At 66.5% G+C, this 24,884-nt stretch carries 23 protein-coding genes; 14 read left to right on the forward strand and 9 right to left on the reverse strand.

Annotated elements, in window-relative coordinates; all coding sequences use genetic code 11:
- Positions 1–91: 91 nt before the first annotated feature.
- The gene (locus MJ605_RS17680) at positions 92–571 is read right to left on the reverse strand and encodes a bacteriohemerythrin (protein WP_243042862.1); all 480 of its coding nucleotides are present in this window, start codon (positions 569–571) and stop codon (positions 92–94) included.
- A 250-nt stretch (positions 572–821) separates the two neighbouring features.
- On the opposite strand from MJ605_RS17680, the gene MJ605_RS17685 reads away from it, so the two are divergent.
- Positions 822–1,757, forward strand: coding sequence for a M14 family metallopeptidase (locus tag MJ605_RS17685; RefSeq protein ID WP_243042863.1), 936 nt, complete (start codon positions 822–824; stop codon positions 1,755–1,757).
- A 28-nt stretch (positions 1,758–1,785) separates the two neighbouring features.
- On the opposite strand, the gene MJ605_RS17690 is transcribed toward MJ605_RS17685, so the two are convergent.
- A complete protein-coding gene (locus MJ605_RS17690; RefSeq protein WP_243042864.1) occupies positions 1,786–2,616 on the reverse strand; it encodes a restriction endonuclease in 831 nt (276 codons plus the stop codon).
- Positions 2,617–2,900: 284 nt separating this feature from the next.
- On the opposite strand from MJ605_RS17690, the gene MJ605_RS17695 reads away from it, so the two are divergent.
- From MJ605_RS17695 to MJ605_RS17710, 4 genes are all read left to right on the forward strand, one after another.
- A complete protein-coding gene (locus tag MJ605_RS17695; RefSeq protein ID WP_243042865.1) occupies positions 2,901–3,206 on the forward strand; it encodes a DUF2845 domain-containing protein in 306 nt (101 codons plus the stop codon).
- 330 nt (positions 3,207–3,536) lie between these two features.
- Positions 3,537–5,159, forward strand: coding sequence for a methyl-accepting chemotaxis protein (locus tag MJ605_RS17700; protein WP_279237657.1), 1,623 nt, complete (start codon positions 3,537–3,539; stop codon positions 5,157–5,159).
- 279 nt (positions 5,160–5,438) lie between these two features.
- Positions 5,439–6,569 (forward strand): Cache 3/Cache 2 fusion domain-containing protein, encoded by a 1,131-nt coding sequence (locus tag MJ605_RS17705; RefSeq protein WP_243042867.1) that lies wholly within the window; start codon positions 5,439–5,441, stop codon positions 6,567–6,569.
- A gap of 50 nt (positions 6,570–6,619) precedes the next feature.
- Positions 6,620–7,183, forward strand: a complete 564-nt coding sequence (locus MJ605_RS17710; protein WP_243042868.1) for a DUF8082 domain-containing protein — start codon at positions 6,620–6,622, stop codon at positions 7,181–7,183.
- 116 nt (positions 7,184–7,299) lie between these two features.
- Here the strand turns inward: MJ605_RS17710 and MJ605_RS17715 are convergent, their stop codons facing one another.
- The gene (locus tag MJ605_RS17715; RefSeq protein ID WP_243042869.1) at positions 7,300–8,289 is read right to left on the reverse strand and encodes a zinc-dependent alcohol dehydrogenase family protein; all 990 of its coding nucleotides are present in this window, start codon (positions 8,287–8,289) and stop codon (positions 7,300–7,302) included.
- A 587-nt stretch (positions 8,290–8,876) separates the two neighbouring features.
- Here MJ605_RS17715 and MJ605_RS17720 point away from each other — a divergent pair.
- The 4 genes from MJ605_RS17720 (at position 8,877) to MJ605_RS17735 (ending at position 12,028) form a co-directional block, all read left to right on the forward strand.
- Complete coding sequence (locus MJ605_RS17720) at positions 8,877–9,188, forward strand: hypothetical protein (protein ID WP_243042870.1); 312 nt, start codon at positions 8,877–8,879, stop codon at positions 9,186–9,188.
- A gap of 283 nt (positions 9,189–9,471) precedes the next feature.
- Entirely contained in the window at positions 9,472–9,810 is a 339-nt protein-coding gene (locus MJ605_RS17725) for a YnfA family protein (protein WP_243042871.1), read from the forward strand.
- 142 nt (positions 9,811–9,952) lie between these two features.
- Positions 9,953–10,672, forward strand: coding sequence for an IclR family transcriptional regulator (locus MJ605_RS17730; RefSeq protein ID WP_243042872.1), 720 nt, complete (start codon positions 9,953–9,955; stop codon positions 10,670–10,672).
- A gap of 81 nt (positions 10,673–10,753) precedes the next feature.
- Entirely contained in the window at positions 10,754–12,028 is a 1,275-nt protein-coding gene (locus MJ605_RS17735; protein ID WP_243042873.1) for an MFS transporter, read from the forward strand.
- Here the strand turns inward: MJ605_RS17735 and MJ605_RS17740 are convergent.
- Together MJ605_RS17740 and MJ605_RS17745 are read right to left on the reverse strand one after the other, a co-directional pair.
- Entirely contained in the window at positions 12,007–13,176 is a 1,170-nt protein-coding gene (locus MJ605_RS17740; RefSeq protein ID WP_243042874.1) for a mandelate racemase/muconate lactonizing enzyme family protein, read from the reverse strand. The genes MJ605_RS17735 and MJ605_RS17740 overlap by 22 nt on opposite strands.
- A complete protein-coding gene (locus MJ605_RS17745; RefSeq protein WP_243042875.1) occupies positions 13,173–14,105 on the reverse strand; it encodes a dihydrodipicolinate synthase family protein in 933 nt (310 codons plus the stop codon). Before MJ605_RS17745 ends, MJ605_RS17740 begins: the two co-directional genes overlap by 4 nt.
- 271 nt (positions 14,106–14,376) lie before the next feature.
- On the opposite strand from MJ605_RS17745, the gene MJ605_RS17750 reads away from it, so the two are divergent.
- From MJ605_RS17750 to MJ605_RS17765, 4 genes are read left to right on the forward strand one after another with little or no spacing between them, the layout of a single operon-like run.
- On the forward strand, positions 14,377–17,112 hold the full coding sequence (locus MJ605_RS17750; RefSeq protein WP_243042876.1) for a TonB-dependent receptor: 2,736 nt from the start codon (positions 14,377–14,379) through the stop codon (positions 17,110–17,112).
- A 41-nt stretch (positions 17,113–17,153) separates the two neighbouring features.
- Positions 17,154–17,885 (forward strand): SDR family NAD(P)-dependent oxidoreductase, encoded by a 732-nt coding sequence (locus MJ605_RS17755; protein WP_243042877.1) that lies wholly within the window; start codon positions 17,154–17,156, stop codon positions 17,883–17,885.
- 8 nt (positions 17,886–17,893) lie between these two features.
- Positions 17,894–18,811, forward strand: coding sequence for a 2-dehydro-3-deoxygalactonokinase (locus MJ605_RS17760; RefSeq protein WP_243042878.1), 918 nt, complete (start codon positions 17,894–17,896; stop codon positions 18,809–18,811).
- Positions 18,808–20,292, forward strand: coding sequence for a 2-dehydro-3-deoxy-6-phosphogalactonate aldolase (locus MJ605_RS17765; protein WP_243042879.1), 1,485 nt, complete (start codon positions 18,808–18,810; stop codon positions 20,290–20,292). Before MJ605_RS17760 ends, MJ605_RS17765 begins: the two co-directional genes overlap by 4 nt.
- On the opposite strand, the gene MJ605_RS17770 is transcribed toward MJ605_RS17765, so the two are convergent.
- The 4 genes from MJ605_RS17770 to MJ605_RS19450 form a co-directional block, all read right to left on the reverse strand.
- Positions 20,282–20,911, reverse strand: coding sequence for a MarC family protein (locus MJ605_RS17770; protein WP_243042880.1), 630 nt, complete (start codon positions 20,909–20,911; stop codon positions 20,282–20,284). The genes MJ605_RS17765 and MJ605_RS17770 overlap by 11 nt on opposite strands.
- Before the next feature lie 169 nt (positions 20,912–21,080).
- Entirely contained in the window at positions 21,081–22,016 is a 936-nt protein-coding gene (locus tag MJ605_RS17775) for a helix-turn-helix transcriptional regulator (RefSeq protein WP_243042881.1), read from the reverse strand.
- 195 nt (positions 22,017–22,211) lie between these two features.
- On the reverse strand, positions 22,212–23,141 hold the full coding sequence (locus MJ605_RS17780) for a LysR family transcriptional regulator (RefSeq protein WP_243042882.1): 930 nt from the start codon (positions 23,139–23,141) through the stop codon (positions 22,212–22,214).
- A gap of 245 nt (positions 23,142–23,386) precedes the next feature.
- The gene (locus MJ605_RS19450) at positions 23,387–23,785 is read right to left on the reverse strand and encodes a rubredoxin (RefSeq protein ID WP_425601029.1); all 399 of its coding nucleotides are present in this window, start codon (positions 23,783–23,785) and stop codon (positions 23,387–23,389) included.
- Positions 23,786–23,832: 47 nt separating this feature from the next.
- Here MJ605_RS19450 and MJ605_RS17790 point away from each other — a divergent pair, with 47 nt between their 5' ends.
- Positions 23,833–24,825 (forward strand): alpha/beta fold hydrolase, encoded by a 993-nt coding sequence (locus MJ605_RS17790; protein ID WP_243042883.1) that lies wholly within the window; start codon positions 23,833–23,835, stop codon positions 24,823–24,825.
- The last annotated feature ends 59 nt before the right edge of the window (positions 24,826–24,884 follow it).

Here is a 24,884-nt window from a genome sequence, read left to right on the forward strand (position 1 = left end):
ACTTGGAGAAGGCTGGGGAGCATGGCGGGGCCAAGGGGCGAAGGATGCATGGCCCGCCCGCAGCTTTCTCCTGATTTCAAAAGCGGTGTGGCTATCGCGATGCGGCAGCGAGCTTCCTGTCCAGCTTCATGATGTGGTTGACCAGCCAATCCTTCAGGAATTTCGATACGCGGACCGAAAGCATGGCGTTTCCGGCGCTGAATTTTGCGTGCAGGTCCGATACTTCCTTGATGAAGATTTCGTGTTCCTGTTTGTGCGAGGCAAAGTCCGCGTAGCGGATGCTTTTCATGTGATCTTCCTCGCGCTGGAAATGTTCCTTCGCGTAGCGAATCAGCTCATCGAGGATCTTTCCCAGGATCTCCTTGCCATGCCCCTTCGCCATGGCTTCATGAAGCTGGTTGATATAGTCGACCAGCATTTGATGGTCGCTGTCGATAAAAGCATTTCCAACGGATAATTCATCGCTCCACACAAAGTACGACACATATCCCCCTAAGATTTGTTGTGTCTTTTCGGTGCATGAAGCAACAGCGTGCCCATGGCCGCCTTGACGGCGACCTTGTTGATTCATGCGTGGCGGAACGGTTTTGAGTCTATGCAGGCGGTGGCGATTGCGGCTTGACTCAAGTCAGGCGGAAATGCGGTCAGTCATGGCCTGGGTAATCTGTCCTCTCATTGGGCGAGGGCGGGATCCCTACGCCAAGGCGTCAATGGGATAGTTCGGAAAGGAAAGCGGTTACGTTATTCTTTGCCGGCCACCGCGATGTGGTCGTGGGTCAATCCGATATCCTCCCTAACCCGTATTTGCCAAAGCAGGTCGCATGACAGCCGACGCCTCTTATCCCATCGGAACACCTGGACAGCCTTGGGGTAGCGCCGAGGTCGCCCTCTGGCTTTCGCGGCAAACCCGCAAGCGCAGCTACGAATCGGAAGTGCTGAGCGTGATCGAAAAGCTGCGCGGCCGCTTCGATGTGGAGCAGTACGGTCAACTGGATTATCGGGGCGAAAGCTTCCCGCTGTTCGCACTCAAGAGCCAAAACTGGCGTGATGATCTTCCCTACGTGCTGGTCACGGGTGGCGTGCACGGCTATGAAACCAGCGGTGTGCATGGCGCCTTGCAGTTTGCCGGGCAGCATGCGGCGGCCTATGCGGATCGGGTCAACTTGATGATCGCGCCTTGCATCAGTCCGTGGGCCTACGAGCGTATTCATCGCTGGAATGCCAATGCCGTCGATCCCAATCGCTCGTTCCGCGAAAGCAGCCCGGCGCAGGAATCGGCGGCGCTTATGCGCCTGGTCGCGCCCATCCGCAATCGTGTGCTGATGCATATCGACCTGCACGAAACCACCGATAGCGACGAATCCGAGTTTCGCCCGGCGCTGGCCGCCCGCGATGGCGTCCCCTTCGTGCCGGGCGAGATTCCCGATGGCTTCTACCTGGTGGATGACAGCGAGTGTCCGCAGCCGGCGTTCCAGCAAGCGATAATTGCTGCGGTGGCGAAGGTCACCCATATCGCGCCCGCCGACGTCCAGGGCAACATCATCGGCTCGCCCATGGTTGCGCCGGGCGTTATCGAGTATCCGCTCAGGAAGCTGGGCCTATGCGCCAGCATCACCGACGCGCCCTACAAGACCACCACCGAGGTCTATCCCGATAGCCCACGTGCCACTCCTGAGCAATGCAATGCGGCACAGGTGGCGGCCGTATGTGCGGCGATTGATTTCGCTTTGAAGTATCGAGACGGATTCGCTTCTTGAAGGAAGCGATTCCGTCAAAATTTTTGCATCATGTCGATTGGACAGTGCGAGTTCCTTTGCAGCGCGGGTAACTGGGGCAACCCCAGAATGCCTCCCGGGTACGTCGGTTTTGGCGTTGAACCATTGCCGATCCACAGGAAGGACATGTAGGCGTATCGCTTTTTTCGGCTGCGCCAGGTGCTGCCGCGAAAGCCGGCGGCGCTTGCGTGGGTTCCGCCGGCGTCTGGACGGCTTGCACCATGGCGAGCAACTGGTCGCCATTGATCAGTTCGATGGGCTTGCCTTGTACGAATCGTTGCGCATCTACCGTGTAGTTGCCGGTGGAAACAATGATGATGGCATCGGCCTTATGGTGGACCAAAAGCCCAAACATTTCGCGCGCGACCATCACAGGGACTTGTCGCGTGCGCCATTGCTTGCATTGCACCAGCACGGTTTGGCCTTGCTTGCGCAATATGAGATCGATACCGCCATCGGCACCGCCAAGGCCCGTTTCCTCCACCGCATAGCCTTGGCGCCGAAAGGCCTCGCCAACGATCAATTCGAACGCTTTCCAATGCATCGACCGTAAACTACGTAGGCCGGTCTGCATGTCCAGAAGCCGCTTACGATGTCGCTGCCTGAAGTAAGAAACCAGCGCCCCGAGCCAACAGGCAAACAAGGCTATCCAGGCGATGGACGTAAATGCACCGGCCGCACTAGCTTTGCCGAAGTCGGCTAAGAACGGGTTGGTGCTGGACGTCAGCAGCCATCCGAGGCCATACCGAATAACAGGGTACGCAATGAGGCCTAGGACAACGCCCGCCTGCCACGGCAGAGAGGCAATAACCTCCATACCACTTTCCTTGCGCTTCGTCATAACTCCCCCTGATTTGCGACTTTTCCTGACAAGTCGCCATTCGGATCCAAAGAGGCGTTAGTGTCAAATGTGGGATGGTCCGTGCACGTCTATGCGATGTCCCCCGACAGACATCCGACCTTTCGAGGCCTACCGTCGGTCTATGACTTTGCGTGGACTTTGCCAGGGCCATCCAGGTGGTCATGGCAGCAAGTCATAAGGGTAGATGTGTCCAGATGCCGCCCCGAGCCTTCCGTGCAGATAGCGCTTGTAGTAGCGCTTCACTTCAAGCCAAGGATCATTCCATGAAGCGAGTCAATCTGTCGCCTTGTCTGATTTCAATGCTCTGGATCGCAAGCGCAAGCTCCTTCGCGGAGACCTCGCTTCGTGTGAATAACAAAGTGCTGACCGTCGGCGATAGCGCGACGCGCGTCTTGCAATTATTAGGTCAGCCGGCGATTCGTTCCTTTACCAGTTCGCCCATCGCTGGCTTGCCGGCCAATCAATTGGCGCCCGGCGAAGATTGGCATTACGAGCAGAACGGAAAGACAATCATCGTCACCATTGTCGGCGGAAGGGTTGCCAAGTTCGAAACGCTGTACCAGCAATGATGTTGTCTGTTCACCGGGGCGCTGATGGCCGGTATCAGCGGCTCATGCATTACTTCTCTGAAGCGGCATCCGCACGCTTCCTTGCCAATTGCGTCTCGAAACTTTCGCGCGCGTTTTTCGCGTAGGCCTGGCATCCCATAGGGTCAATCAATGCATCCGTGTCGCCTTGATCGCGCTTGGCGATGCGTTTCCAGAAATTCACCATCTCCGGATGTGGCGAGTGGAATGGCCTGGTTATGCCCGGCACCCGGAATCGCAAGAACTTGCCTGTTAAGTCCGGCCGTCCGAAGCCGATAGCGTGACCTGGGGAATTGCCACTAGGTCACGTCTATGCGTTTTACCGTGCGTTTGAAGATTGGCGCGGCGATGGGGGTCGCCTTGGTTATCGCAGCTGGCATGGGCCTGGTCGGCTTGCTCGGCGTAAGCGCCACGTATCGATTGGTCGATGGAATGTATCGCACCAATGTGACGGGTATTGCGGCCGTCAGCGACGTGCGCGCGGCGATTGTCGACAACCGGCTTGCCTTGAGCCGCTCGTTGATCGATCCCAGCAAGCGGGACGTGATGAAACACATCCAGGCGAACCAGGTGCGCATTACCGAAGCCTGGCACCGTTATTACCCGGCGCTGGTGTCCTCCGACGCCGAGCGCGCCGCCGCGCAGGAGTTCGAGGCGGGCCGTGCCGCGATGGGGCCGCTGGTCAAGCAGGAGGCGCAGTTGCTTGACGCCGGCAAGACCGAGGAGGGGCGCCAGCTGCATATCAACAAGGTCACCGAGGGCATGTCCCGCTCGACGGCGGCGATCGACCGCCTGGTCGCGGCCAATGAGAAGCAGGCCGAATGGGCGGCTGCCCAGGCGGCACAGCATTACTCCCGCACCTGGCAATTGGTGCTGGCCGTACTGGTGGTGGGTGTGCTGGTGTTGCTGGTCGCGGCACTGCTGCTGACCCGCGCCGTGGTCCGTCCGCTGGAGCAGGCACGCAAGTTGGCCGGCGCCATCCAGGAAGGCAGGCTCAACAATGCGCCGGTGATCGTCGGCAATGACGAGTTCAGCGATACGCTGCACTCGCTGGACCAGATGGATCGCCAGCTCACCAGCATCGTGACGCAAGTGCGTGACGTGGCCGAGCAGGTGAATGCGGCGGCGCACGATCTCTCGCAGGGCAACGACGACCTGTCGCAACGCACGCAGGAGCAGGCCAGCTCGCTGGAGGAAACCGCGGCCTCGATGGAGGAATTGGCCGCCACGGTCAGGCAGAACGCCGAGGGCGCGGGCCAGGCGCGCGACATGGCCGTGCGCATGCGCAAGCGGGCCGAGGAAGGCCGCGACATCGCCAGCTCGGCGGTTGGCGCGATGCAGGCCATCACCCAGGCCAGCAGGGAGGTGGGCGAAATCGTGGGCATGATCGACGAAATCGCCTTCCAGACCAATTTGTTGGCCTTGAACGCCGCGGTGGAAGCCGCGCGTGCGGGCGAGCAGGGCCGCGGCTTCGCCGTGGTGGCGACGGAAGTGCGCAACCTGGCCCAGCGCAGTGGCGTGGCGGCCAAGAGCATCAAGTCGCTGATCCAGGACACCGGCGACAAGGTGGCCGAAGGCGCCGAGCTGGTGCAGCGTACCGGCCATGCACTCAACGACATCGCGGCGGACGTGCGCGAGGTCAATACGATCATCGAGGTAATCGCTGCCGCGTCGGAGGAGCAGTCGGCCGGCATCGGCCAGGTCAACAACGCGGTGACCGCGCTGGACGAGGTCACCCAGCAGAACGCCGCTCTGGTGGAAGAGGCCAGCGCGGCCAGCAGGAATACGCTGGATCTTTCACAGGTGCTGATGGGGCAGGTGGCCTACTTCACGGTGCAGGGCGCCGCGGCGCCGCATGCCCACGATGGCGCCGAATCGGCACGCTCGGCAGCGCGGAAGCGGCGCGCCGAACCTGCATTGGCGGCCGTCGGCTAGAAATAAAGCGAAGCACGGCAATGGCATGGTGCCTGGCTGGCGCCCAGGTAATGTGATGGCGGGGCAAAGCGATGCCGCCTTCACCTCGGTTTGCGGGTGCGCCTGGTGAGATAGGCATCCCATTGGCGGCGGCTGGTTCTTTGCTATCCTCGGGTGGTAGTTGCTGGCAGGCGTCGGGTGTCGTTAGCCGTTCTGTAACCTGTGCCTGCCACGTTTTGAGGGGGCGGTGTGGCCCGTAGGCCACACGGCAAGCAAAACGTCGTGGAAGGGGAAAAGCCGATGTTCCGTCACTCCTTGCGAGTGCGCCTGCTGTTGCCTGTGCTGGCGCTGGTTTTCGTGGTGGTGGTCGTGGTGGCCGTGGTGCTGGCCGTGGTGGAGGCCAACCGGGTAAGGGCCGAGGCCGATGCCTCGATCAGGAGCCAGACCACCGCGTTGCAAAGCCTTTTCGCGGTCACCCGCTCGATCATGCTCGATCGGGTGCACGACTCGATGCGCCTGCTGCGCCAGCAAAGCGATGCGCTGGGTACCCCCGATACCGGTCCCGAGATCACGGTGGCCGGCCGTTCAGTCGCCGACCTGCGCTTCGGCAATACCTCCCAGAGCAATGACTTCCGGCTGGTCGACGGCGTGACCGCGACGATGGAAGGTACGGCCACTATCTTCTCCAGCGAGGGCGACGATTTCGTCCGCGTGGCGACCAATGTGAAGAAGGACGATGGCTCGCGCGCCATCGGAACGGTGCTCGACCCGCAGGGCCCGGTGATCGAGGAAATCCGCAAGGGCCGCAGCTTCTACGGCGTGGTGGATATCCTCGGCACGCCCTATGTGACAGGCTACGAGCCGATCTACAACGGCAAGACCGCCAAGCCGGTCGGCATCTGGTATGTCGGCTACAAGACGGATCTGCAGGCGCTCGATGCGGTGGTCAGCGACGCCCAGGTGCTCCAATCGGGCTTCATCGCGGTGTTCGACAGCAAGGGCAAGCTTCGCTTCCAGTCCAAGACCGGTGCCACGGTCGATCCGGCGCAGATCGAGAGGGTGGCCCACGACCAGCCGGCGGACTGGGTGGTGGACAGGCAAAACGTGCCGGATTGGGGATTCTCCCTGGTGTCGGCCTACCCCAAGAGCGACATCAACAGTGCCATCACGCGCCAGTCGATTCTGATCGGCGTGGCCGGCCTGCTGATCTGCGTACTGCTCCTGGGTCTACAATCGGTGCTGATCTGGTCGCGCGTGTTGCAGCCGATCCAGCGGCTGACCACGGTGGCCGAGGATCTGAGCATGGGCAAGTGGCATCACCAGAACATCGAGGAAACGAAGCTCAACGACGAGATCGGCACCCTGGCCAGGGCGATTTCACGCTTGTCCAACAGTGTTCGACTGGCCATGGAGCGACTCAACAAGCGCTGATTGCGCTCGTCGTCGGGTGTCCGCTGCGATAACCGCCGAGGGAGACGAGGATGGCCAACGAATTCCGTCCATTGGCAGAGGTCCTGCGGGAGCTGAAGGCTCTGGTGCAGCAGAAGACCTCGGGTTTCTTTTTCATCGCGACCGAAAGCAACAATTCCTCGATCATTCGCCTGCGCGAGGGACAGATCGACGACGTTGCCTTCAGCCGCTACCACAGCGACGAGGCCGTGCAGCACCTGGCCAGGGTGGGGACCGCGCGGGCGCGCTTCCAGCCCGGCCTTATCAGCACGTCCCTCAAGCGGATGCCGTTGAGCGAAACCACCCTGCAGTGGCTGCTCGGTGGCTTCGAGGGCGATGCGCCGCCGACACCGTCCGCCAGCTCCGCATCGCCACCGGCCAAGGCGGTGGGCAGCGACGAGGAGTGGCGCGAAATCGTGAGCCAGGTGGCGCTGAGCTATCTTGGCCCCATCGCGCCCCTGCTCTGCGATGAGGCATTCGCCGCCGCCGGCGATATCGAGCAGGCGCTGGCGCAGATCGCCACCAATATGGCTACGGACGAGGAATCCCGCCGTTTCCTGGCCGAGGCGCGGTCGGCGCTGGGCAAGGGCAAGTGAGCTACGCCCATGGGGACTGGCCGCCCTGGCAGGCGATCCGAAGCGCTGCGGCATGAAGCAAAGGGGCAGTCCCATGACCGCCCCTTTGCTGTTGCGGCGATGGTGCACGGTGCGGGTCAGACGGTGACCACGACCTTGCCGAACTGGCCGTTGCTTTCGAGGTAGCGGTGAACCTCCCGCATGTCGTCGAAGGCGAATACGCGGTCGATGACAGGCTTGAGCGCGCCGCTCTCGAAACCCTTCAGGACGTATTCGACGGCAGCCTTGCGGCGCTTTTCGTCGCCGCTGGTGCCCCAGATGTTGTGGGCCTTCACCGTGGCCAGCTTGGCGATCATGTCCAGCACGGGGATCGTGGTCGGTTCCTCGCTCAAGGCGCCATAGATGAAGGCGATGCCCTGGAAGGAGAGCAGGGATACCAGCTTGGCGAAGTTGGGGCCACCGACCGGGTCGAACACGACGCGGACGCCGTTGCCACCGGTGATCCGGCGGATCTCGGCCACGAAATCCTGCTCACCGGTGACCACCACATGGGCTGCGCCAGCATCGAGAAGCTGTGGTTTCTTGTCGGCGGTGCGGGTCAGCGCGATGGCCGATGCACCGGCATAGTTGGCGATCTGGATCGCCGCCAGGCCCACGCTGCTGGAGGCGGCGGGAATGATGACGAAGTCGCCCTTGCCTACCTTGGCGTCCTCGACCAGCGCGCCGTAGGCGGTGACGAACATCATCCAGATGGAGGCTGCCTGGGTGAAGTTCAGCGACTTGGGCTGCCGCACTACGGCGTAGTCGGGGGCGAGGATAACTTCGCCATACGTGTGGTACTGGTTCATCGAGAACGAGGGAATCAGGTTGACCTCGTCGCCCTGCCTGAAGTCGCGGACGTTCTCGCCGACCGCATCCACGATGCCGGCCGCCTCGTAACCGAGGCCTGCGGGATAACTCACCGGCTCGATGTACTTGTCGTTGCGCCACATCGACTCGGCGCGATTGATGCCGATGGCTTTGACGCGGATGCGTACTTCGCTCGGGCCGGGGGCGGGAATGGTGGTCTCGACGAATTCCAGGACGTCAGGGCCGCCGGCTTTCGCGAATTGGATGGTGCGTGACATGGGGGATCTCCTTGGGGTGAGATGGGGCGAATCAGGTGACGACAGTGTCGGAGATGGAGGCGGAAGGGGCGTCGGCATGGCCTTTCCGATGCCAATGGGACATTCCCTGGTCCAGCGCCATCGCTCGCTCGTGGGGGCCAAGCTACGTCGCTGGGCGATACCGCGGAAAGACTTTGTGGGTACCTGACTATGCCTGGAAGGCATGCCAGATGAACGCAGCAGCCCACACCGGGACATGCATCCAGCGCATGGTTCGGCATGATCGTCGGTCACCCTATCAGGTGCGCCGACAGGGCTTCTAGAAGAAACCTTCCGTTTTTCGGCAGGTCGCGCAGCAGGGGGCGTCCTGGCGCCGGGCACGCCTTGAAGGTGCGATCCGGCAGCCTGCATGGCGGTTGGCAAGTATGGCGCGACGGTATTCCCTGACAGACGGGCAGGGTATGGCTGGCTACGCTGGACTCATCAGCCACGTCATCTTTTGATGAAGTGGCGTGATTGGCATTGCAGGTATCCTGTGGCACAGCGCGGATCGCAGGGGACGCAGCACGCGCGGTCCGCCGCCTATCGCCACTTCCTTGGAGTTGATCATGGCCAAGCCGGATCACGCGGTATTCGTGCACCCATCGAATACCTCGGTTGACCCTCTTGCCTCCGCGCTTCCCGGCGTGGTGTCGCAGCGGCCTCGCTCGAAGGCGGCGGACATCGCCATGGCGGTCTATGCCATCTCGCGCCTGTTGGCAGACAGCCATGCCCATCACCACGCTCGGGCCAACGACCTGCCCACCGAGCCGAGCCGCTGGCCGTTGACCTCGGTGTATACCGAGGGGCTGACGGTAGCGGTCCATTACCTCAATGAATACGCCAGCTTGCTTGGCCATGGGGCGGGGCCGGTGCGTTGATGGCCCGGATGCCCAGGGTGGGGCGGTAAGGCATCTTGCCGCGCGTGGCGCCAGTCGAAACCAAGGAAGACATCATCCATCGCTCCACCGCCGCCATGTTCGTCAAGTATTTCGGCGAGGGGCGCGTCCTTATTCCATGGCGCTCGCGGAAGAAGTGGCGGATGGCGGCTGGGGGCGCGCCGACGAGACGCTGACTTCTGGAGAAGGTGGGCTTGCGAAAGAAAGACGGGCCCTGGGCGGCCATTCTGCGAGAATGGGCGTCCACTACGGCTGGTTGCATGGCATGTCCGCGCTCGACTTCCTCAGGCAGGTTGCCTTGTTCGTGCTTACCGCGCTGGCCGAGATCGTCGGCTGCTACCTGCCCTGGCTCGTGCTCAAGCAGGGCCGGAGTCCGTGGCTGTTGGTGCCGGCGCTGGTGTCGCTGAGCGTATTCGCCTGGCTGCTGACCCTGCATCCCACGGCCGCCGGCCGTACTTATGCCGCGTATGGCGGCATCTACATCGCCGTAGCCCTGGCCTGGCTGCGGATCGTGGATGGCATGAAGCTGTCGGGCTGGGATGTGCTTGGCGCGTGCGTTGCCCTGCTGGGCATGGCGATCATCGTCGTGCAGCCGCAGTCCTAGGCCGCCTGCTTCGAGGTCTTTGCGCGGTCGAGCACCTGCGCCTCACCCGCCCGGAGTTCCTTTCAAGAGGGCGCTCATGCGTGGCAAAGGTTCTTGGGCGGCAGGCTGGCCGAGCGGCCTGCCGTGCCGCTAATCTGCGCGCATGCGTGCCAAGCCCAATGCCCAGCCCAACCAGAGCCTGATCGATGGCATCGTGACCTTGCAAGCGCTGGCCTCCGCACCCGAACCGGTCGGTTGCCGCGAGCTGGCCCGCCAGCTGGGCGCCAATACCACCCGCGTGAATCGCCTGCTCAAGACGCTGGCCTACATGGGCATCGTGCGGCAGACCTCGGATCGCAAGTACACGCCCGGGCCGGGCATGCACGTGCTGGCGGCGCAGAGCCTGTTCGCCTCGGGCCTGATCCGCCGGGCGCTGCCGGTGCTGGAGCACCTGCGCCGCTTTGGCCACACGGTGGCGATGGGCGTGCTGTGGAACGATAGCGTGAGTTACCTGTTCCATGCGCCGCCGGGTATCGAGGCGGCGCGTGGCCTGGGGCGCATCGGCCTGCTGCCGGCGACCACCAGCGGCATCGGCATCGTACTGCTGTCCAAGCTGCACGACGAGGATGTGCGCGAGCTGTATGCCAACCGCGAGATCCCGATGTTTCCCGAGGGCGTGGAGAGCCTGCTCGCCACACTGGCCCTCACCCGCGAGCAGGGGTATGCGCGCGTGCACGTGGCGGACGAGCGCGATCACCACATCGTGGCCGTGCCGGTCGGCAACCCGGTCTACGCGGGGATCGCCATGTCCGGCTGGATTCCCGAGTCGGCCACCGCCGAATTGGTGGAAGCATTGCTGTCGGCGGCACGGGAGATCGGTTGAGCATGCGCTGCAGCGCGCATTGACGCGTTGCTAATTTAGTAATACGGTCCCAGCCCGATCTGGGTGGGAGAGGGGTAGTCGATGGGCGAGCGGTCATCCGGTGGCTTCGGCCGCCTGCGCTGGGGCCTGTTGGCCTTGCTGTTCGCCTCGACGGTGATCAACTACCTGGACCGCCAGGCGCTGTCGATCCTCGCCACCACCATCCAGGTGGACCTGCATGTCGACGACCTGGCCTACGCGCGCATCGTGCAGGGTTTCCTGCTCGCCTACACGCTGGCCTACCTGCTGGCGGGGCGCATCACCGATGGCCTGGGTTCGCGGCTGGCGCTGGCCTTGTTCGTGGGCTGGTGGTCGGTGGCCAATGTGCTTACCGGGATGGCCCGCAGCGGGTTCCAGCTCGGCGCGGCGCGTTTCGCCATGGGCCTGGGCGAGCCAGGCAACTACACGGTCGGCTCGAAGGTGGTGTCGGAGCGTTTTCCCCCGGCCGAGCGTGGGCTGGCGTTCGGCATCTATACGGCGGGCGCGATGGTCGGTGCCACGCTGGCGCCACCCCTGATCGGCGGCATCGCGATGGCCTACGGCTGGCGCGCGGCCTTCCTCGTCACCGGCCTGGCCGGCCTGCTGTGGCTGGTGGCATGGCTGGTGGTGTATCCACCGGAACCGCGCGGCGCGGTGGTGGCGGCCGGGCCGCGTGGCGAGAAGGGCCTGTGGCTCGACTTGCTGCGCGACCGCTCGCTATGGCTGTTGGTGGGCTCGCGCGCGGTGGCCGACCCGGTGTGGTACTTCTACCTGTTCTGGTTTCCCAAGTACCTCAACGACCAGCGCGGCATGACGCTGGCCGGCGTGGCCGCGCTTGGCTGGGTGGTCTACCTGGCGTCGGACCTGGGCAGCATCGGCGGCGGCGCCATCTCCAGCGCCCTGGTGCGGCGCGGCGTGGCGCCGCCGCGCAGCCGGCTATGGGCGATGACGGGCGCGGCGACGCTGGCGCCGGTGGGGCTGTTCGCCGCCTTCCATCCCGCCTTGCCGCTGCTGTTCGCGATCGCCTCGGCGGTGGCGTTCGCCCACCTTGTCTACCAGATCAATATCAGCACGCTGGTGGTGGACCTTTATCCCGGGCGCTACATCGCCACGGTGTTCGGCATCATCGGCGCCGGCAGCGGCCTGGGCGGCATGCTGTCGGCGCAGGTGGTGGGCGAGCTGGTGGCGAGCGGGCAGTTCGACCTCAGCTTCATGCTGATGGCCACCCTGCATCCCATCGCGCTGCTGCTGGCCTGGCTGGCGCTGCGCGCGGCGCCGCGCTCGAAGCTGATCGATGGCGCGACGCTGGCGGCCGTTCAGGCGACCGGCTCGGCGTAGTTCCAGAAGCGCGGACCCGGACGCGCGCCCAGGCCCGGGCCGCTGGGCAGGCGGTAGCTGCGGTCGGCGTAGGCCATGTCGGTCTCCAGCAGCTCCAGCGAGCGCGAGAACACCGAATGCTGCCATTCGTGGCGCCACAGGCCGGGCAGGGTCGCCGAGGCGTGCAGGCTGGCGGCCAGGAACAGGCCCGCGCCGATGGTGGCGTGCGGCGCTGTCTGCACGCCGCCGGCCTCGGCCAGCGCGTTGATGCGGCGGAACTGGGTGATGCCGGCGTGGCCCATCTCGGGCTGGATGAAGCGCACCGCTTGGCGATCCAGGCGCAGCTTCGCCTCGTAGGCGGTGTACCACTCCTCGCCGGCGGCGACCGGCACCGGCGAGCGCGCGGCCAGCCAGGCCAGGCCGTCGATGTCCTCAGGCTTTACCGGTGCCTCGATGAAATGCAGGCGGTAGGGCGCCAGCCGCTCGGCCAGGGCCAGCGCCTCGGGCGCCGGGAACTTCCAGTGCAGGTCCACCATCAGCAGGGCCTCGTCGCCCAGCGCCTCGCGCAGCGCGGCGACTTCCTCCTCGATGCCCTCGCTGCTGACCACGGTGTGGATCTTGAAGGCGTCGTGCCCCTGCGCGTGGAACTGGCGCGCCATCGCCACGCGGCCTTCCAGGGTCGCCGCCGGCAGGCCTGACAGGTAGCCGGGCACGTGCTCGCGGCGCCGCTCGCCGATCATCCGCCACAGCGGCACGCCGTGGGCGCGGGCGCGCAGGTCCCACAGCGCGATGTCCAGCGCGGTGATGGCATCCACGTGGAAGCCGCCGGTGCAGCCGCGCACTCGCATCAGGCCGTAGAGGTCGTCCCACACCTGTTCCACGTCGTCGGGATGGCGGCCGATCAGCTCGGGCACCAGCAAGTCGTTGATGATCTCGCAGGTCGCGCGCGGGGCGCAGATGCCGTAGGTCTCGCCCCAGCCTTCGCTGCCGTCCGCCGTGGTGACGCGCACGGCGATGGAGCGGTCCACCGTGGGATAGAGCGTGCCGTTGCCCTTGCGCACCACGTAGCCGCGTCCGTTGACGCGCTCGCCCGGACCCAGCGGTCCGAGGTACGGCGTGTCGCGCGGCACGGTGACGATGAAGGTCTCGACCTTGCTGACCCGGCTCATGCGGGCATGCTCGCATGCTGGCCCGGGGCGTGGTCCAGCGGCAGCAGGTCGGCGATGCGGGCAAGCAGGGCGTCCAGCTCGCGCTCGTCGTAGGCGTCGAGCGCCGGGCCGGCGGCGCGCACGAAGTCGCTGGCGATCAGGCCGCGCCGCTTCAGCACGGCCTTGGTCAGGCGCCAGCGGAACACGGCCTGCATGCTCAGCAGCGGCAGGGTGCGTTCGAACAGCGCGCGGGCGCCGTCGACGTCGCCACGGTTGAAGCGAGCCAGCATCTGCACGTGCACCTCGGTCACCTCGCAGGCGGGCATGGTGCCGGTGGCGCCGCGTTGCAGCTCGTCGATCAGGTAGCGCGCCCCGGCGCCGCCGAACACCGCGTCGAGCCCGTTCCCGGCCAGGGTGGCCAGCGCGGTGATGCAGTGGCCGGACGGCTGGGTTTCCTCCTTCACGTAGCGGATGCCCTCGACCGCGCGGGCCAGCGCGGCCACCTGTGCCACCGCCAGCCCCACGCCCATCGGCGCCGGTGCGTTCTGCAGCATGATGGCGATGCCCGAGGCTTCGTGGACCTGGCGGAAATAGCGCGCCATTGCCTCCATGTCGCGTGCGTGGGCATGCGGGGTCAGCACCATCGCCGCGACGGCGCCGGCCTTGGCGCCGGCGCTCGCCAGCCGCGACGCCACGGCCACATCGGGATGGCTCGCCCCGATCACCAGTGGCGCGCGGCCGTTGATCCAGGCGCCCAGCATGGCCGTCAGCTCCAGCCGTTCGTCCACCGACAGCGTGTCGTATTCGCTGGCCAGGCCGGGAAAGACCACGCCCGCCGCACCGGCGGCAAGGATGTACTCCAGGACATTGCGCGTGCCGGGCAGGTCGAGCTCGCCCGTGGACGTGAAGATGGTCGGGAGGATGGGAAACACGCCAACCAGGCTCGTCATGCGCTGTCCTTTTGATGTTGCTCAGTGAACGACCGTTAGGTCGGAAAGTGCCCACCGGGCGCCGCCTCGATTCATTGTGCGGGCGCCCTTGCATCGAAAAATGCATTGCTATAATAGTTACATTGCGCCAGGTGGTAAATGCCTGGCGAACGGCAGTTCTTGCAGCCATTGACGCTTGGTGAGACTGGGAAGAGGGCGACGGCCCGACTGTCCGCGCAAGAGGCGGGACAGCGCTCTCCCGGGCTCGTAACCTCGGGGGAGGAAAACCGTAATGCGCAACATCCGTCGTACGATCCTGTGGACTCTTCTGGCGCAGGCGCTGGTCGCCGCGCTGCCCGCCGCGGCGCAAACCAGCGATGCCGCACAGACGCCGCCGGCCAAGCCCGCCGCGCCGGCCGGCACGCCGAATACCACGCCGCAGGCAACGGACCAGCCCGCGGACAAGTCGCAGGCCAAGACGCTGGGCCAGGTCTCGGTCACCGGCATCCGCGGCAGCCTGGAGGCGGCGCGGGACGTCAAGCGCGATTCGACCCAGATCGTGGACGCGGTGGTGGCCGACGACATCGGCAAGCTGCCGGACACCAACGTGGCCGAGTCGCTGGGCCGTGTTTCCGGCGTGCAGCTGGTGCGCGGCATGGGCGAGGGGAGCGACATCCTGGTGCGCGGCCTGCACCAGAATGTCTATCTCTACAATGGCCGCGAGATATACGACGCCACCGGCCGCGGCGGCGTCGGCCTGGACCAGCTGGGCACCTCGACCTATGGGTTGCTGACCCTGGTGCCCTCGCAGCTGATCTCGCAGTTGTCGGTGACCAAGCTGGCCAGCGCCGACCAGGTGGCCGGCGCGCTGGGCGGCATCATCGACATCAATACGCGCATGCCACTGTACGGCGACGGCGACCAGAACGTGGTGGCCGTGTCGGGCACCTATAGCGGCCTGGCGCACAAGGCGGGTGGCTCGGGCTTCGCGCTGCTGTCCGCGCGCAGCAAGGACGACCGCTGGGGCGCGATGGTGGCGGCCACCTACAGCCATGCCGACGTGGTGCAGCAGGGCCTGGACACCTTCTCCGGCTATGCCGCCTTCAAGGACCCGGCCAATCCCTCGGTCACGCGCTTCGGCAGCACCGACATGCGCGCGCAGAACATCGACGACGACCGCGACAAGACCGGCGTCAGCGCCATCCTGCAATGGCGGCCGGCGAGCGGCGTGGAGATCACCGCCGACACCTTCTACTCGCACCAGCAGGCGGACCGCGACCGCTACTGGCTGGCGTTCAATCCCAGCGCTGGCCTCAGCAACGCGGTGTATTCGAACAACATCCTGGTGGCGGGGCGCTCGACCAGCCCGGTGCTTTCCAATACCGAGGTGGCGGACATCGACGCCGACGTGTGGTCCAGTGCGTTGAAGGCTTCGTTCCGCGCCGGCGACCACCTCGATGGCTCGGCGGAAGTCTCCTTCGACCATTCCACCGCCGAGTACCACCAGCTCTACATGCGGCTGCAACCGGCGGCGGGGATCAACTCGGTGACCGATTTCGACCTGCGCAACGGCGACTTCGGCAGCTTCAACGTCAGTGGCGTGAATCTGTCCGATCCGTCGCAGATGAGCATGTCGATCCTGTTCGACAACGACTACCGCGCCCGGACCAACAGCCCCGAGGCGCGCACCGACTGGACCTGGAGCTTCGACTCCGATACCTGGAAGTCGCTGGACTTCGGCCTGCGCTACAACCAGCTCGACACCAAGGAGGACCCGCTGCGCGCCGACATCCGGCCGGTCGGCGGCATTCCCGCCACCGAGCTGGGCGATTTCCTGCGGATTTACAGCAACAACAACTTCATGAACGGCCAGTTCGCCGGGCTGCCGCGCTCGTACCTGGCCAGCTACCGCTCCGCGCTGACCGGTTGCGCGGCGTTCACCCAGTTCCCGCAGATCAGCCAGGATCCGCAGTGCCTGAACGGCGCCGACAACGCGCTGGCCTATGCCGGCACCTACGATATCAATGAGGATTTCTACGAGGGCTACGCCAAGCTGGACTGGGAAACCCAGGTCGGCAGCCTGCCGCTGTCGGGCAACGTCGGCATGCGCTACGTGCAGCGCCACCTCGATTCGCGCGGCAACCTGCTGTCCGGCGCGGGCGAGCCGCTGCCCACCGACTACCAGCGCACCGACCGCGAGTGGCTGCCCTCCGCCATCGCCAAGCTGGACATCTCCGACTCGCTGCTGCTGCGCGGCGGCGTGGCGCGCGTGGTGGCGTTCCCCAATACCCAGGACCTCAACAACGGCGTGACGCTCAACAACAACGCCGTGTTCCAGAACGGCGTGCAGATTACCCCGGGCACCGGCTCGGGCGGCGCGCCGGGCCTCGATCCGTTCAAGGCGACCCAGTACGACCTGTCGCTGGAGTACTACTACTCCGACCAGGGCCTGCTCTCGGCCGGCCTGTTCTACAAGGACGTCTCGACCTTCATCGTGCAGCAGCAGAGCGCCGAGAGCTATGGCGGCGTGAACTACCTGATCAACCGCGAGGTGAACGGCGACCACGCCACGGTGCAGGGCGCCGAGCTGCTGGCGCAGGTGCCCTTCACCTTCCTGCCCGACCCGCTCAAGGGCTTCGGCATGGTGGCGACGTATACCTTCATCGACTCCACCACGCCGATCAAGGACGTCACCGGCCGCTCGCTGACCTTCCCGGGCCTGTCCAAGCACAACACCAACCTGATCCTCTACTACGAGACCGGTCCGTTCAGCGCGCGCGTGGCCTACAACTGGCGCGACCAGTACCTGGTGGGCCTGTCCGCCGCGGCCACCGGCATCTACAACGACAAGTACTCGGACCTGGCGGCCTCGGTCAGCTACAACTTCACCGACCGCCTGTCGCTGCAGCTGGAGGCGAGTAACCTGCTCAACAGCCAGCAGCGCACCTACGACGGCAGCCCCGAAGGCCTGCGCACCAACGTCGTGTACGGCCGCAACTACATGGCCACGGCGACCTGGCGCTTCTGACGAACCGACATGCGAGCAAGAGGGAAACGAGGATGGGCACGATGGCGTTGAACGGCCGTGCGGCGATCGTCACCGGCGCCGCCAGCGGCATCGGCGCGGCGGTGGCGCGGCGCCTGCGCGAGCAGGGTGCGCGCGTCACCGGCATCGACCTGGCCGAAACGGCGGACGTCGCCTTGTTCCGGCAGGTCGACCTGCGCGATGACGCGGCGTTGGCGCAGGCCGTGCGGGCAGCGGGCGCCGCCCATGGCGAAGCCACCATCCTGGTGCACTGCGCGGGCATCTGCCCGCCGGGTTCGCTGCTGGATACGGACGACGCCACCTACCTGGATACCTACGATGTGAACGTGCTGTCCGCCGTGCGCCTGCTGCGCCACTGCGTGCCGGGCATGCGCGCGCGGGGCGGCGGTTCGGTGGTGCTGGCCTCGTCCATCAATGCGCGCTTCGCCACGCCGACGCTGGCGGCCTATGCCGCCAGCAAGGCCGCGGTGGAGTCGCTGGTGCGCACGGCGGCGCTGGAACTGGCGCCCTCGCAGATCCGCGTCAACGCGGTGGCGCCCGCATCGGTCGACACGCCGATGCTGCGCGCCTCGTTCCAGCGCGCGCACGATCCGGCGGCGGCGCGTGAACGCAATATCGGCCGCCACCCGCTGGGTCGCCTCGGCACGGCCGAGGACGTGGCGGCGCTGGCGATGTTCCTGGCCGGCGACGACAGCCGCTGGATCACCGGCGCCGTCATACCCATCGACGGCGGTGCCGCGGTGACACGACGCTGAGGAGGCGTATGGGCAGTGACTTCATCGCGGTCAATTGGGGCAGTTCCAATTTCCGTGCGTATCGGATGGACGGCGGTGGGCAGGTGCTCGACACCTGGGTGGAGGCGGCCGGCATCGCCGCGCTGGACCGCACCGGCATGGCCTTGCAGGTCGAGCGGCTGGATCGGCGCTGGCCGGGCGTGGAACGGCTCTACGCCTGCGGCATGATCGGCTCGAACATCGGCTGGTCCGATGCGGGCTACGCCGATTGCCCGATCGGGCTGGACGGCTTGGCGGCGCGCTTGCATGCCACGACCGTCGCGGGTCGCCCGATGCTGATCGTGCCGGGGCTGGCCTGCCAGCGCGCCGCCGATGGTGCGCCGGACATCATGCGCGGCGAGGAGACCGAACTGTTCGGCCTGCTTGGCGCGGGGAGGTTGCCGCGCGACGGATTGGTGGCGCTGCCCGGCACGCACGGCAAGTGGGTGCGCATCGTGGAAGGGCGCGTCGCCGAGTTCATGACCGCGATGTCGGGCGAGGTGTTCGACCGGCTCACCGCCCAAGGCCTGCTCGCTTCTATCGTCGGCGGTCCGGCGACGGTTGGCGCGGCCTTCGAGGCTGGCGTGCGTGCCGGCGCCGGGGGCCGGCTCGGCCTGGGCACGCTGCTGTTCGGCGCGCGTGCGCGGGTGATCCGCCACCAGTTGGCGCGAGAGGATGCGGCGTCGTACCTGCGCGGCCTGCTGATCGGCGCGGAGATCGCCGATGCCCGCACGTTGTATCCCTTCGCCGACGGCCAGGCGATCACCCTGGTCGGCGCCGGCGCCGTGTGTGCGATGTATGCCGAGGCGCTGTCCCTGCTGGGCCACGCCTCCGCCACCGTCGATGCCGCTGACGCCACGACGCGGGGCTTCGCCGCGCTGCATGCCATGGCGAGGGCGAACACGTGACGGCCGATGCCATGCTGGCCCGCGTGGGCAAGGTGCTGGACGCGGTACCGATCGTGGCGATCCTGCGCGGCGTGCGCAGCGAGGAAGCCATCGCGGTGGTCGAGGCATTGCACGAGGCCGGCGTGCGCATCGCGGAGGTGCCACTCAACTCGCCCGACCCGTTCGGCACCATCGGGCTGCTGGTACGCCACTTCGGCTCGCGCATGCTGATCGGCGCGGGCACGGTCATCGATCCGGACGACGTGCCGCGCCTGGCGCGGATCGGCTGCATGCTCTGCGTGGCGCCCAATGCCGACGCGCGCGTGATCGGCGCCACGGTTGCGCACGGCATGGTGCCGCTGCCCGGCGTGGCGACCGCCAGCGAGGCGTTCGAGGCGGTCGCCGCCGGTGCGCGCCTGCTCAAGGTCTTTCCCGCCGCCGACGCGGCATCGGCGATCTCGGCGTGGCGCACGGTATTGCCCAAGGACGTCAGGTTGCTCGCCGTGGGCGGGGTCAAGCCCGGATCGGCGTCTGCGCTGTGGGCCGCCGGTGCGCGCGGCTTCGGCCTGGGTGCCGATCTCTATCGTCCAGGCGATAGTCCCGGACACGTGGGCACGCGGGCCCGCGCCTGGGTAGCGCACGTGGCGCGCCTGCCCAAGAGCGCGGCATCCGTGCTGGCGCAACCGCAGGCGCTGGTAGGTGAGTCCGTGCGCATGGATGGGCGCGATGTCCTGTGGCTCGATCCGCCTCAGGCGCGATTGCTGCGCTGGCGCGGCGATACCGGCGAATGCATGGAAACCGCCTTGGCGCATCGCGTGTGGTCGCTGGGCCACTGCCCCGATGGCCGCTGGGTGGGCGCGGCCGAGCAGGCATTCTGCGCGATCGATGTCGAGACGGGCGAGTTGTCGCTGGGCCCCGAGGCGCCCATGGCGCCGGGCTGCCGCTTCAACGACATGACGGTCGATGCGCAAGGCGGCCTGTGGGTTGGCGCCATGCATCGGGGATTGCTGTCGGGCAAGGGCGGCCTGTTCCATGCCGCGCGGGTCGACGGCCCGGTGCGCCAGGTTGCGGCGGGATTGGGCGTGGCCAATGGCATGACCTTCAGCGAGGATGGCGCGACGCTTTATGTGATCGATACGCTGGCCCGTACGCTGCTCGCCTATCCGCGCGAGGGAAGCGATGGCCTGGGCGAGCCGGTGGTGGTGAGTGATTTCCTTGCGCTGCCCGGCAAGCCCGATGGCTTGGCGATGGCGCCGGATGGTTCGTTCTGGGTGGCGATGTGGGGCGGCGGATGCCTCGCGCACCTGGCACGGGACGGCGCCTTCCTGCATGCGGTGCCCTTGCCCGTGCCGCATGTCGGCAGCGTGTGCCTCGATGCCGATGGCCATGCGCTGGCCTCGACCTCGCGCGCGCGTCTGTCGGCCGAGATGCTGCAGGCCCATCCGTTGTCCGGCGGCCTGTTTCGCATCGACCGGGAATGGCTGGCGGGTTTCAACCGATGAGCGCCGAGATGCCGCGCCAGCACAGTTGCATGCCGATGCAGAACAGGATGAAGGCGAAGAGGCGGTCGACGATGCGCCCGCCCGCCGCGCCGAGCATCCGCCGCAACCGGCACACATAGCGCATGCATGCGTAGACGATGAGTGCCAGCAGCACCAGGGCGATGCCCATGCCCACGAAATAGGCCACCGATGGCGTGTCGGGCACGTCCGTGCCCAGGGCGATGGCGACGGAGATCGAGCCCGGTCCGACGGTGATCGGCAGCGTGATCGGGTAGAAGGCGTTGGTTTCCACCAGCGCCGGACTGGCGCCCGCCGTCTGCATCTCGACGTCCGGCGCCTGCAGCAGGCGCCATCCGGCGAAGGCGATCACGCAGCCGCCGGCGATGCGCATGATGTCGACGGTGATGCCGAAGAAGGTAAGGATGTAGGTGCCCAACAGCACCGAGACGACCAGGATCGCGAAGCTGCTCAGCGCTACGACCCTGGCCAGGCGGGCGCGTTCGCGGTCATCGAGGTTCGGCGTCAGGCTCTGCGCGATCAGCGCGGCGCCCAGTGGGTTGAGCACGGGGATCAACCCCGCCATGACCAGGAACAAGGCATTGACGGTCGCGGAAATCATCAGGGGCATTCCAGTGGGGGAGAGCGATGCGCCGGCACACAGGCCATCCAAGGCCGCATCCGGTGAATCGTTGACCGTAGGTTGCGGCGCCGGCGCCGGGGAAACTTTTCCAATCGCAGGCTTCTGTCGGATTGGCACGGGCGCCGATCGCGTGGTGTCCTCCGCTGCTTCACGACAAGCGCGGCCGCCGCGTCTCGTCCCGCCATTGGCGGGGCGTCTTGCCGGTGAGGCGCTTGAACACGGTGGTGAAGTGCGATTGCGTGTGGAAACCCACTTCCAGCGCGATATCCAGCATCGAATGTGGCGCCTCGGCGATCAGCCGCTTGGCCTGTTCCATGCGGCAGAGCAGCAGGTAGTGATGCGGGCGGTAGCCCGTAGTGGTGCGGAACTGCGCGGCGAAGTGCATGGGCGAGAGTCCAGCGGCGGCCGCCATGTCGTTGAGCGTGATGGGCTCGGACAGGTGTGCCTTCAGGTAGTCGTCCACGCGCTGCAGGCGCCAGTTCGGCAACGCCGTCCGGCGGCACGCGGCGGCGCGGGGCGCGGCTTCCGCCCGCAGATCGCGCAGGCGGTCCACGAACAGCTCCATCACCTGGGTGCCGAGCGGGCCTTCGCCGATGTCGCCAGGCACCGCCAGCAGCGTGCGGGCCAGCTGCAACAGCAAGGCGTCGCGGGAGGGCGCCAGCGAAAAGCAGGCATGGTCGGCCTCGGTGCCGGACCAGAACAGTTGCACCGGCGCCGCTACGTGCAGCGCGCGGCACGGGCCGGCGCAACGCACGCTGATCGCCTCGCCGGGACGGCTGACGTAATAGGAGCCGGCAGTGCAGTCGCACTCGGCCACCTCGTGCGTATCGCTGCGCAGCGACAGGCGCGCGTCGTCGAGCAGCAGCAGCACGGTATAGACGGTGAGCGGCGTGGTTGCCTCCCATTGGATGAGAGGCTTCTTGCCGTGGGCCCACAGCGTGGCCTTGGCCCGCAGCCCGGACTGGCCGGCCCGCAGGTCGGGTTCCAGCCAACTGGCCGGCGCCGCGCAACGGTCGAGCAGCGCGCGCGTGGCCCGCTTGGCATAGGCCCGGGTGGAATGGCGTGATGGGGTGGCGAGAGGCATGACTTCTCCGTTCCGGCCCAGGGTGGCCGGTGCGAATGCTGGGAAGGGGAAAGGGTGTATCCAGGCCTCAGGGGAGAGCGGCTGTACGGATGGTCCGGACGGTTGGCGCCATGCCCGCTGGTGCGTTGCGACAAAGTGTCGCCCTTCCGGCGACGCTTGAAAAATACTGTTTGGCTATGCGGGCATAACGGCCGGCTATGGCTCGGCGTCCACCCACTCGGCACCCTTGAAGGCCGGCTCGCCCATCTGGCCGCGCAGGAAGCCGATCAGTTGCGCCTCCACCGCCGCCGCCGCGCGCGTCAGCGGCTTGTCGCGCGCGGTGATCAGGCACGCGGTGAGGTAGATGGGCGGTTCGATCGGCACGGTGGCGATGGATTGGTGGCCCGGCACGTCGGAGAAATCGGCCTTGGGCAGGATGGCGTAGCCCAGCCCGGTCTCCACCCCGGAAAGCACCACGTCGAACAGGTCCGATTCGGCGATGGGCTCGGCATGCAGGCCCGCGGCGGCCAGTTCGCGTTCCATCGCCTTGCGCAGCACGTTGGTGGGCGTGGGCAGCATCAGCGGCAGCTGGCTGATCTTGGCCAGCGTGGTCGAGCTCTCCATCGTGCCCTGCTTGCGGCTGGCAAGGTAGAGCCGCTGGCGAAACAGCACCTCGCGCGCGAAGCCCGTTTCTGGCGCGCTCTCGAACACGATGGCAAGGTCGATGACCTGGGACGACACTTTCTCGCGCAGGCTTTCGCTGTCGCCGGTGACGAAGCGCAGCGTCACCTTGGGCAGGGTGGCCTTGCAGATCTCCATCATCTTGCCGGTGAGCGTGGGCGCCATGGTGGAGGCCATGCCGAAGCACACCACGCCCTGGACCTCGCCCTGCGACGAACGCACGATGGCCGGCAGGTCATCCACCTGGCGGATCAGCTTGAGCGATTCCTGGTAGAGCGTTTCGCCGGCCGCCGTCGGCGTGATGCCGCGCGCGCTGCGATGGAGCAGGGTGACGCCGAACTCGTCCTCCAGTTCGGCGATCTGCTTGCTCAACGCGGGTTGTGCGATGTGGATCAGCGAGGCGGCGCGGGAAAAGCTGCCGGCTTCCACGATCTTCACGAAATAGCGTAAATGCCGGAACTGCAAGCTGGCGCTCCTGACGAGTGATCGTGCGCGCATCCCCTGGCCCGCGTCCCACCGGAGCGGCACGAGGATTACCAGGGACACCATGGGGCGATGCCACCAACGAAGGATGGCGGAGCGGGCGTTCACGAAACGTCGACGGTGCTTCGGAAGGAGCCTTGGCGGCGGGGGAAGAGGACCTTGGGACACCCGGGACGGCGCCGGGGCGGAGGTGGTCAGGCGCTTGCCCCCGCGGCGGGGCGGGCAGCCTAGAACCCGGCAAGCACCGAGTACGCCCGCATATAGAGGACTTCGCAGGAATCGAAATAGCACTTGGGCGCGCCGCAATCGGGGCAGTGCCAGTCCGCCGGTACGTCTTCCCACGGCGTGCCGGCGGCGATGCCGACCGATGGACAGCCCTTGGACGTCTCGTAGCAGCGACCGCACTGCGAGCAGAGCTGGTCGTCGTTCGGATGGGTTTGCATGGGATGCTCCGCGCTCGCCTCGTTGGCGTTGGCGGAAATGATGGGCGGCATGCCGGCCGCGGACTTTCGCAATCGCACGCTAGTTTCGGGATCGCCTTGTGGGCCGCGCGCCCTGCCGGCGCCGTGCGTTTCCACAAGGATCGGGCCCATCGGCAAGACGGCTAGACTGGGCCGGCCGAGCATGCGGATCACCGGGAGATTTCCCTTCGCGCGTGGCAAGGAGCTGTTTCGTGTCGGTTACATCGAACAAGCCCGCATGGGTGGGCCATGCGCGGCGGCGTACGCTGGAACGCCTGCTGGCCGTGGCGCTGCTCGCGCTGGCCGCCGCGCTGGCATGGAGTGCGGGACACGCCGGCGCATCGCCGCCGGCGGCCTGCCAGGCGATGTCCGCGGCCCAGGCATCGTTGCGGCAGGGCATCGCCGCCACGCGCATGGGGCCCATGGGGTATTACCGTTTCGGTCACGGCTCGCCGCTGGTGCTCATCACGGGCTACCGGGCCACGCTGTCGGAATGGAATGCTGCTTTCCTCGATGCGCTGGCCAGGCATCATGAAGTGATCGTCGTGGACAACCCGGGCGTGGGCCGCTCGCGCATCGAGCCCGTGCCGGACACGATGGCCGGCATGAGCGAGGCGATCAGCGGCGCGATCGACACCTTGCGGCTGGGCAAGGTGGATGTGCTCGGCTGGTCCATGGGCGGCATGGTGGCCCAGCAGCTCGCGCTGGATCACCCCGACCAGGTCGGGTCGCTGGTGCTGATGGCCACCACGCCGCCGGGCAACGAGGCGGTGCCCGCGTCGCCGGCGGTCGAGGCGGTGCTTTCCGGCGGTTCGCCATCGCCGTTCGAATCGATCATGGGCGTGCTGTTTCCGCCGGATGCCAGGACGCACGCCATGCAGTGCTTCCGCGCCGAGATGTTCAAGCCCTCGGATTACGGCAAGGTGGGCGTCGATGAGCGCGTGGCCGATGCACAGTCGCGCGCGATGTCCGCCTGGTGGCGCGACGGGGAGGCCGCCAGGGCCCTGGACCGCCTGGCGGCGCCCACGCTTGTCATCATGGGCGACAGGGACGATGTGCTGTCGCCGCGCAACGCCAGCGTGCTGGTGCGGCGCCTTCCGCATGCCACGCTGCTGGTGGTTGCCGATGGCGGCCATGCGCTGATGTACCAGGACCCGCAGGGCGTGGCGCGCGGGATCACCCGTTTCCTCGCCGCGCACCCATAGGATGCGGCCGGCCGCGCGCTCCTTGCCGTTCGGGGCGCGGCCGTCGCATGCGCACCGCA

The organism is Dyella sedimenti (genome assembly GCF_022760995.1).
Taxonomy (GTDB): Bacteria; Pseudomonadota; Gammaproteobacteria; order Xanthomonadales; family Rhodanobacteraceae; genus Dyella; species Dyella sedimenti.